The organism is [Lactobacillus] rogosae, assembly GCA_900112995.1.
Taxonomy (GTDB): domain Bacteria; phylum Bacillota; class Clostridia; order Lachnospirales; family Lachnospiraceae; genus Lachnospira; species Lachnospira rogosae.
Window position 1 is genome coordinate 1 of record FONU01000049.1, and the last position, 1,404, is coordinate 1,404.

Annotated in this window: 4 protein-coding genes and 1 pseudogene; all 5 read right to left on the reverse strand. The window is 34.7% G+C overall.

All coding sequences use genetic code 11. The features are described 5' to 3' along the window. Nucleotides 1-204: helix-turn-helix domain-containing protein (locus tag BM157_RS13345; RefSeq protein ID WP_456361703.1), on the reverse strand; the 204-nt coding region annotated here is incomplete at its 3' end. Nucleotides 205-234: 30 nt separating this feature from the next. Beyond that, nucleotides 235-441, reverse strand: coding sequence for a type II toxin-antitoxin system RelE/ParE family toxin (locus BM157_RS12815; RefSeq protein ID WP_318256010.1), 207 nt, complete (start codon nt 439-441; stop codon nt 235-237). Further along, nucleotides 441-743 carry a type II toxin-antitoxin system RelB/DinJ family antitoxin gene (locus BM157_RS12820; RefSeq protein ID WP_318256011.1) on the reverse strand — a complete coding sequence of 101 codons (303 nt, stop codon included), beginning with the start codon at nt 741-743 and terminating at the stop codon, nt 441-443. Before BM157_RS12820 ends, BM157_RS12815 begins: the two co-directional genes overlap by 1 nt. Before the next feature lie 54 nt (nt 744-797). Continuing rightward, nucleotides 798-950, reverse strand: a pseudogene (locus BM157_RS13155) (tyrosine-type recombinase/integrase); the annotation flags it as partial. After that, nucleotides 949-1,233, reverse strand: coding sequence for a hypothetical protein (locus BM157_RS12825; protein WP_318256012.1), 285 nt, complete (start codon nt 1,231-1,233; stop codon nt 949-951). The gene BM157_RS12825 and the pseudogene BM157_RS13155, both read right to left, overlap by 2 nt. Nucleotides 1,234-1,404: the final 171 nt, after the last annotated feature.

Genomic DNA, 1,404 nt, shown 5'->3' on the forward strand with positions numbered 1-1,404 from the left:
TGCGGTTGTGCTGGTGGTATAAAGGCATTCTTCCTTGTATTCGTTAACCCATTTGCTAACTGAGCTTTTGGCAACATTAAATTCAACAGCAATTTGCGGTATTGATTTGTCGCCTGCCATATAGGCTTTAACTACTTTTTTTTGAAGTCTTCGGTGTAATGTACTGACATAGTAACGTCCTCCTTGTTTGAGTAATATTATAATATATTATTCGAACAAGGTGTTACAAATTTATTATATCACAACAATTCTCTTTTCCGGCTCAGAATCCATAATCCTAAATCGTTCCGGGAAAGTGTCTAATGTAAGTATTTCATCAGCAATGCGATTATATTGCCCCATTGCATTATCCGGAGCAAGCAAATCTATAGCAATATAATTGTATATATCTTCCATATCCTGCAAAGCTTCTTTTGTAATCTCTACCTTATATTGCTTCATTAATGCCTCTCTCTAAATGCCACAAACGCACCAGCTGCATCCTCAACATTTCCTTTCTCTATATCGGCATATCCTTTTTCTAACTTTTGATGAATCTGTGTAACAGACATCATATCTGCATTCACTGAATTAGCTGCTTTTGGTAATACAATAGAAAAGGGAATTCCTCCTACTAATGATATTTGTTTTAAATACATATCTATAGCAGTTGCCATTGGTATCCCTAATTGTGCCAATACACTTTCTGCATTTTCTTTTACATCTGGATTTACTCTTATATTTAATGTTGCTGTTTTTCCCATAGAATACACCTCCATCTTTCTTTTATTGTAACGTCTTTTGCGTTACAAGTTAATCTATGAAATATATTTTCGATGCGATAGCTTCACATTGTTTTGATTAACCATTGCATATCTGAGCGTTGTATCTATTTGCTTATGTCCCAGAATTTTCTGTACCTGTTCAATCGGCATACCTTTCTCAATTGCTCTGGTGGCTATAGTCCTTCTATTTTCGTAGCATCTCGGTCGTTATCTTTATGACCGGAATATTTATTGTATCCAACATCTTTTCAATATTACACCTATAATAGCGTATTGTTTTGTCAGAACACCCTTCTAAATGCTTTGCAGCTAAAAACATATCTAGAAAGTCCATATTCGTTGTCTGCAAATAATCAGATACAGTATTTTCAGATAACCGTTTTACCAACACCTCTTGTAGTTTCTGCATCTGCGATGCATTTAATACTTCTGCCATGTCATTGATGATGTCATAAAGTTCTCTACCCATAAGAGCACACTCCTTTTTGAAGGAGTATATCGTAGAAAAATCAGCACATCAACAGAGCGTATTACTGGAATTTTGACATTTCTACAAGTACCAATATGAGTGCATTCCACATAAATATGTTTTGGAATCTTTCGGCATTTGCTTTATTGCATTGTAAATATTTAAGTAATC